General features: G+C 61.3%; 10 protein-coding genes and 1 tRNA gene. 6 read left to right on the top strand and 5 right to left on the bottom strand.

Annotation, left to right across the window (positions count from 1 at the left end):
• A partial coding sequence (locus tag EOA36_RS23560; protein WP_145969270.1) for an ABC transporter permease occupies window positions 1-604 on the bottom strand: 604 nt, incomplete at its 3' end.
• A 13-nt stretch (window positions 605-617) separates the two neighbouring features.
• Window positions 618-1703 (bottom strand): spermidine/putrescine ABC transporter substrate-binding protein, encoded by a 1086-nt coding sequence (locus tag EOA36_RS23565; RefSeq protein ID WP_127279637.1) that lies wholly within the window; start codon window positions 1701-1703, stop codon window positions 618-620.
• A 91-nt stretch (window positions 1704-1794) separates the two neighbouring features.
• Here EOA36_RS23565 and EOA36_RS23570 point away from each other — a divergent pair, with 91 nt between their 5' ends.
• Both EOA36_RS23570 and EOA36_RS23575 read left to right on the top strand, forming a co-directional pair.
• Entirely contained in the window at window positions 1795-2409 is a 615-nt protein-coding gene (locus tag EOA36_RS23570; protein WP_127279638.1) for a TetR/AcrR family transcriptional regulator, read from the top strand.
• A 124-nt stretch (window positions 2410-2533) separates the two neighbouring features.
• Window positions 2534-3103, top strand: coding sequence for a DUF2569 family protein (locus EOA36_RS23575; protein WP_127279639.1), 570 nt, complete (start codon window positions 2534-2536; stop codon window positions 3101-3103).
• A 57-nt stretch (window positions 3104-3160) separates the two neighbouring features.
• Here EOA36_RS23575 and EOA36_RS23580 read toward each other — a convergent pair.
• A tRNA-Thr gene (locus EOA36_RS23580) sits at window positions 3161-3236 on the bottom strand.
• A 158-nt stretch (window positions 3237-3394) separates the two neighbouring features.
• Here EOA36_RS23580 and EOA36_RS23585 point away from each other — a divergent pair.
• The 3 genes from EOA36_RS23585 to EOA36_RS23595 all read left to right on the top strand — a co-directional run bounded on the left by EOA36_RS23585 (window position 3395) and on the right by EOA36_RS23595 (window position 4564).
• Window positions 3395-3562: a hypothetical protein gene (locus EOA36_RS23585; RefSeq protein ID WP_127279640.1), complete on the top strand. Its 168-nt coding sequence runs from the start codon at window positions 3395-3397 to the stop codon at window positions 3560-3562.
• Window positions 3563-3739: 177 nt separating this feature from the next.
• Entirely contained in the window at window positions 3740-3961 is a 222-nt protein-coding gene (locus EOA36_RS23590; RefSeq protein ID WP_127279641.1) for a hypothetical protein, read from the top strand.
• 297 nt (window positions 3962-4258) lie between these two features.
• Window positions 4259-4564, top strand: a complete 306-nt coding sequence (locus EOA36_RS23595; RefSeq protein WP_127279642.1) for a BA14K family protein — start codon at window positions 4259-4261, stop codon at window positions 4562-4564.
• 88 nt (window positions 4565-4652) lie between these two features.
• Here EOA36_RS23595 and EOA36_RS23600 read toward each other — a convergent pair whose 3' ends face one another.
• The gene (locus EOA36_RS23600; RefSeq protein WP_127279643.1) at window positions 4653-5084 is read right to left on the bottom strand and encodes a hypothetical protein; all 432 of its coding nucleotides are present in this window, start codon (window positions 5082-5084) and stop codon (window positions 4653-4655) included.
• A 122-nt stretch (window positions 5085-5206) separates the two neighbouring features.
• On the opposite strand from EOA36_RS23600, the gene EOA36_RS23605 reads away from it, so the two are divergent.
• A complete protein-coding gene (locus EOA36_RS23605; protein ID WP_127279644.1) occupies window positions 5207-5566 on the top strand; it encodes a hypothetical protein in 360 nt (119 codons plus the stop codon).
• On the opposite strand, the gene bhcR is transcribed toward EOA36_RS23605, so the two are convergent.
• On the bottom strand, window positions 5567-6302 hold a 736-nt coding region (gene bhcR, locus EOA36_RS23610; RefSeq protein WP_145969271.1), incomplete at its 5' end, for an HTH-type transcriptional regulator BhcR.

Here is a 6302-nt window from a genome sequence, read left to right on the forward strand (position 1 = left end):
GCAGGATGACATGCAGGAAGGTGCGCACCGGCCCGGCGCCGAGATCGGCGGCGGCCTTGCGGTAGCTCGGGCTGAGCTGCTTCAGATCGGCGAAGATGGTCAGCGTCAAAAGCATGACGAAGAAATGCACGAAGCCGGTGACGGTGGCCAAGCGCGTATTGGCGAGCTGCAGCGGCTCGCTGATCAGGCCAGAACCGGTCAACGCGCGGTTGATGACGCCGTTCTGCGCCAGCACCAGCAGCCACGAATAGGAGCGCACGACATAGGAGGTCCAGAACGGCAGCACGGCCAGCATCAGCGCCAGCCGCTGCCAGCGCTCCGGCACCTGTTCGGCCAGGATCCAGGCGAAGGGATAGGCGAGCAGCACGGAGACCACGGTGACGATGGCGGTGACCTGCAGCGAGTTCACCATCGCCTGCCAGTAGGAGGGATTGCTGAAGAACTGGCTGTAGTTGGCAAGCGTGAAGCCGCCGTTCTCATGCGACGTGAGGCTCGAAAACCCCATGGCCACGAACGGGAGCACGAAGAACAGCAGCGTCCAGCCCAGTGCCGGCGTGACCAGCGCCCAGGGCAGGGCACGCCCGCTGTTTCCTGTCGAGTTCATGAGCCGCGGTCGCTCACTTGGCCTGCAGCATTTCGGTCCACATATCCTGCATCTTCTTGTCGAGATCGGCATTCGGCGCCGGGTAGGCCTGTGCACGGGCGAGGAAGCCAGGCTGCTCGTCGAAACGCAGGACCTTCTTCTGGTCGCCGGTCAGTGTGGCCTTGGTGTTGGACGGCATGCCCCAGTAGCAGGACGACGTGGCAAGCCGCGCCTGGCCTTCCGGGCTCATGATGTACTGGATGAATTTCAGCGCCATGTCCTTGTTCTTGGAATCCTTGAACATGGCGAGCGACTGCGACCACAGCACCGCACCCTCTTTCGGAATGGAGAAGTCCAGCGCCGGGTTTTCCTTCGCAAGGCCTGCCGTCACCCATTCGCCGCCGCCGACCAATATGTCGACCTCGCCGGTCGCCAGCGCCGTCTGGCTGGCGGTGACTTCACCGACCAGCTTCGCATTGGCCTTCATCTTGAGAAGCTCTGCCTTGAGGGCGGGCAGATCGGCTTCGCCGAGGTCGGCCGTCTTCTTGCCGATGGCGAGAGCGGCCATGCCGATGACGGGAAGATAGTAGTCGTAGATGGCGACCTTGCCCTTGTATTTGTCACTGCTCAGCGACGCCAAGGACTGCATGTCGGCCGGGTCGACCTTGGTCTTGTTGAAGCCGATCGTATTGTAGCCGAATTTTTCGGTGATGCCGTAGCGCTTGCCGCCGACGACGGTCGATCCGTCCATCTTCACCTGCGGGAAGAGGTCGGCGAAGGGCAGCTTGTCTTCCGGCAGCGGCTCGAACAGGCCCTTTTCCACGCCGCGCGGCACGTCGATACTGTCGATCACCATCACGTCCCAATCGCCCGGCTGCGACTGCTCGACGATGGCGAGGCCGGCGCCGGTGCCTTCGAATTCCTTGACGTTGACCTTGACGTTGTTGGCGTCCTCGAACGGCTGCAGCAGCGCCGGATCGGAATGATCGCACCAGATCAGCGCGTTGAGATCGGCGGCCTCGGCAAGGCTGCCGGCCGCAAGCAGCAATGCCGTGGCGGCGCACGCGGCCTGCAGCCGGCGCTTCAGGATGGAAAGCGGATTTCCGGATTTGATGGACATCGAGTGTTCTCCCTTGCCTTTATGGCTTCTTGCAAAAAATTGAACCAATTCTAAAATTGAGTCAATTCGATTTTTGTGGCAAGAGGCTGATATGAGCGGATTGCGTGCACGGCAAAAGGCGGACCGTCACAGGCGCATCATCGATGCTGCGGCGGCACTTTTCCGCGAGGCCGGCTATGAGGGCGCCAAGATCGAGGCGATCGCCGCGCAGGCCGAAGTGTCGATCGGCACCATCTACAATTACTACCAGAACAAGGGCGACATCCTCGGCGCCATCGTCTCGCTGGAGGTCAACGAGGTGCTCAATGCCGGGCGCGGCGTGGTCGCCCGGCCGCCGGCCAATGTCGGCGACGCGCTGGACACACTGATCGGCATCTATATCGAACACTCGCTGCACTATCTCAGCAAGGAGATGTGGCGGCAGGCAATGGCGATCTCGACGCAATTGCCCGACAGCCCGTTCGGCCAGGCCTACACCGGCCTCGATCGCTCGCTCACCGAACAGATCCGCGCGCTGATCGCCCGGCTGCAGGAGATTGGCTTGGTGCGGCAGGACATCGATGGCGCGGCGCTTGGCGAACTGATCTTCAACAACATGAACATGATGTTCATCGAATTCGTGAAACGCGAAGAGGCTGGGATACCGGAGCTGAGGGCGGCGATACGCAGGCAGAACAGGATATTGGTGGCGGCGATCGGGGTGTGAGGGAGTCAGGAGCAGGCAGGAGAAGTCGTCGCTTCGGCGTCACACGTCGTCTTACCCAAAGCTTGGCCCTTGAGTTGAGTTTGAAATCTGATACAACTTAGAGGGGCATAAAAGGGAGGGGTAAATGGGGGCGTTTTCCATCTGGCATTGGGTGATCGTGCTGCTGTTGATCGGTGTGCCTGTTTTCTTTGCTGTTCGATCAGCCGCGAAGCCGTCACAGAATCCTGAGGCTCTTGTGGGCTTCGGCGGCTGGCTGATGCTGCTGGCTATCGGTCAGACATTGTCACCGCTGCGCACACTCGCCGACTTCGCCAGTTCGGCCGGCGGCTACCAGCAACTCATGATCCTCCCGAATGGCTCCCTGGCCGTGTATGGCGAGGTTGCTCTTAATCTGGCATTCCTGGCGCTTCAGTTGGTTGTGCTGGTGGCAATGCTGCGGCGAAGCCGACGGTTCCCGCAATTGTTTCTGCTTCAGTGGCTTGCGATCCCCGTCGTTTTTATCCTGGACACGATCTGGATCGCATCAATTCTGGGGGTCCCGGTGAACCAGGTGCTCGCAGGCGATGCACTGGCGGCACCCGTGGCCTCGTTTGCGGGAACCGGACTCTGGGTTGCTTATCTCTATAAGTCTATGAGGGTGAGGAATACGTTCACCAGGACGAACGTGTCGGCCCAAATCGCGAGCGCCTCGTAAGCGCCTCGTAAGAGTACTCGCAAGTCCTTGGCTCTCGCGGTAATCGTCGGTCGGAACTGGTGCCCCCGGACGGAATCGAACCGCCGACCTTCGGTTTACAAAACCGCTGCTCTACCAGCTGAGCTACAAGGGCACGGCGCTCCGGTTAGCATATTTGTTGCGCCAGTAAAGACAAAACTCCGTTTTTGGACCTCAGCCGTGGTGGATGATGCTCCGAGCCTGCGTGCTGAAATCCGCGAAGGCGCTTCCTACATAACGGGGCAGGTGCAAATGCGCTGAACGGAGTGTCGCATGATACGGCTTGTCATCATTCTCCCTATCGTTGTCGTGGCATGGATGCTGCTGGTGAAGCTCATCAGTGACGTGAAGAAGGCCAATGTCGACTGGACCGGCGTCACCACGATCATCGGCTTCATCGCGCTCGCTTTCTGGCTGCGCCATATCACCGGCATGGGGTGAGAAAATAGGGAATAGGAATAGGGGTTGCATCGTTCGGATGCGCATGGTGCCGTTTCACCACTGCCTACTGCCTACTGCCACAAAAAATCTCCTGATCCTGTCGAACCTTTCGCTGCCCAACGCCGACTGATCCTCAGAGGCGAATGGTCGCCTCGATCAGAGATCCAGGAGATCATCATGTTCAAGCGCAGTTTCGTTTCCGGCCTCCTCGCCATCGTCGTTGCAACCGGCGCGCTCGCCAGCACCGTTCAGTCTTCGTCGGCTCATGGCATGCATCGCCATCATCATTACGACGACTACCTCTACTACCAGGATTACCCGGACTACCCGGATTACTGGTGGGTCTATGGCCACCATCACCATCACCATCACCATCGCCACCACATCATCATCTACTGAGCGCAGTCTCGCGGCGTGATTGAAGACACCAGTGCAGGAAAGGGCGGCTTCGGCCGCCCTTTTGCATGGATACGGCGCTTCCTGTCGCCGCCACGGGCGATGACGCGATTGGCGCAATGTGCCGAAGCGCACGGGTCTCGATGATCAACGCCGGCGAGGGCCGCCGCGCCTTTTCAGGCAGCGGATTCCTGCTTGTTCGAAAAAAATCAAAACCCCGTCGAACCTTTTTCAATGCCGCGGCGACAGATGATCAAGAGGCGGATGGATCGCCTCGGTCAACGAAGCAAGGAGATCGTCATGTTCAAGCGCACACTCGTTTCCGGCCTCATCGCCACCACCGTCGCCGCCGCCGCTTTGGTCGGCACCGTCCAGCCCTCGGCGGCTCACTCGCATCACCACGACCTCGGCATCGGCATCGCCGCCGGCGTCGGCGGTTTCGTCCTGGGCAGCCTGCTTGCCCAGCAGCAGCCGCGCACTGTCTATGTCGACGAAGATGGCGGTTCCTGGCACGTCCGCCGCTGCTTCGAGCGCTACGCGAGCTACGATCCGGATTCCGACACCTATATCGGCCATGATGGCTACAGCCACTATTGCCGGCTCTGAGGGGAGGCAGACGACAGGAAAGTGGACCAACGACAGGAAAGAGGGGTTGCTAGGCAGCCCCTCTTCGTCGTTTGAACACCGTCTTTTTCTAGAGGTGCGTCTTCGTGTCGGTGTCGAGGGTCGGCAAACCGGCCGCGCGGCAGGAGCCGCCAATTTGAAGCCGGGCTGCCTCCGTCTCGTCGCCTATCGCCACCAGTTCAAAGCTGCTTGCGGCTTCCGGATAGACCTTGGCGATGAATGGCTTGTCGCCATGGACGCCCGACGAGGCCTTGGCGCTGACGGTGCCGCAGATCACAATCTCCCGGTGGCCGTTCAGCGTTCGCTCGCCGGCGAGCATCGTCCCGAACTTGGCGGAGGCCGGATCCGGCAGGTGTTGGCGGACACCGGACGTGATGATCTCCTCCAGCGCCAGCGAGATCGGAATGGGATTGACGCGTTGGTCGCCGGCATCGGGTCGAGGTGCCGCCGCCACGCACCCGTAAAGTGAAGTCACAAGCAAAAGCTGAACCGGTTTCCTCATTCGCGCCCTTTCGCATGCATCCAGGCGCCACGGCAAGACGGTCAAATCCCATGCGGCCGGCGGTATACAGCGATTTTCGGAGCGTCTAGTCTTATCCCGGTGCCAACTGAGGGGAGGGTGGCTTGGACGAGCAGGACCCGAAAGAAGACCTGATCGAAACGGTTTTCCGCAACGGCACGGTCACCACTGTCGGCATCCTGCTGGCATTTTCGTTGGGCTTCATAACCCATTGGGCCGCCAACCCGATCCCGTGGCAGACCTACCACCTTGTCGCCGTTTTGCCGATCCTGGTCGGCATCGCCTTGCAGATGCGGGCACTGTCGCTGCTGCTCGACACAAGATCCCTGCAGCGGCGGGTCTATGAGCGTGCCAACCGCATCTTCATGGCCGGCCTCGTCTTTACCGCCTGCGGTGTCGGCATGGCGATCCTGCTCGATTTCTTCGACATAGCGGCCAAAAGCGCGCTGCCCGGCGCGGGTTGATCAGCCGGCTTGCACGCCGCCGATCATCCGCGTCACTTCGGTTGCCGCATTGCGCACCAACGGTCCGATCTCGGCCAGCCGCTCCGGCGTCACCCGGACCGTCGGCCCCGACACGGAAACCCCGCCTATCGGTTCGCCATATTCGTTGAAGATGGCGGCGGCGACGCAACGCATGCCGGGGTGGCGCTCCTCGTCGTCGACCGACCAACCGCGATGCTTGATAACAGCCAGATCGTGGGCGAGGGCGGAGATGTCGGACAGGGTCTTGTCCGTATAGCGCTGCAGGCCCGCCTTGCGCAGGATGGTTCCGACGCGCTCCGGTTCGAGATGCGCCAGCACCGCCTTGCCGATGCCGGAGGCATGGAAGGGGCTGCGCGTGCCGGGCCGGAAGAAGGCGCGGATCGCCTGGTGTGTTTCGACCTGGCTGACGAAGACCACGCAGTCATCTTCGGCGACGCCGAGATTGGCGGTCTCGCCGGTATTCTCCATCAATTCCTGCATGACGACGCGGGCGCGGTCGACCAGCTTGCGGCGGCGCAGGAACGCCGCGCCCATGCGGTAGGTCTCGACACCGATCGACCAGAGCTGGTCTGACGTATCGAACTCGACCATGCTGTGGTTTTCGAGTGTCGTCAGCATGCGGTAGGCCGTGGAAGCGGCGAGCCCGCTTTGCGCCGATATCTCGCTCAGCGACAGGCCGCTGCCTTCCGCGACAATGGCCAGGATACGCAAGGCC

Origin of the sequence: Mesorhizobium sp. M8A.F.Ca.ET.021.01.1.1, assembly GCF_003998025.1 — a bacterium.
In the GTDB taxonomy this organism is placed as follows: Bacteria; Pseudomonadota; Alphaproteobacteria; order Rhizobiales; family Rhizobiaceae; genus Mesorhizobium.

Coding starts and splice junctions, on each gene's coding strand:
- EOA36_RS23600 (WP_127279643.1), bottom strand. CDS start 5,084: ATGAGGAAACCGGTTCAGCTTTTGCTTGTGACTTCACTTTACGGGTGC.
- EOA36_RS23570 (WP_127279638.1), top strand. CDS start 1,795: ATGAGCGGATTGCGTGCACGGCAAAAGGCGGACCGTCACAGGCGCATC.
- EOA36_RS23595 (WP_127279642.1), top strand. CDS start 4,259: ATGTTCAAGCGCACACTCGTTTCCGGCCTCATCGCCACCACCGTCGCC.
- EOA36_RS23575 (WP_127279639.1), top strand. CDS start 2,534: ATGGGGGCGTTTTCCATCTGGCATTGGGTGATCGTGCTGCTGTTGATC.
- EOA36_RS23565 (WP_127279637.1), bottom strand. CDS start 1,703: ATGTCCATCAAATCCGGAAATCCGCTTTCCATCCTGAAGCGCCGGCTG.
- EOA36_RS23585 (WP_127279640.1), top strand. CDS start 3,395: ATGATACGGCTTGTCATCATTCTCCCTATCGTTGTCGTGGCATGGATG.
- EOA36_RS23590 (WP_127279641.1), top strand. CDS start 3,740: ATGTTCAAGCGCAGTTTCGTTTCCGGCCTCCTCGCCATCGTCGTTGCA.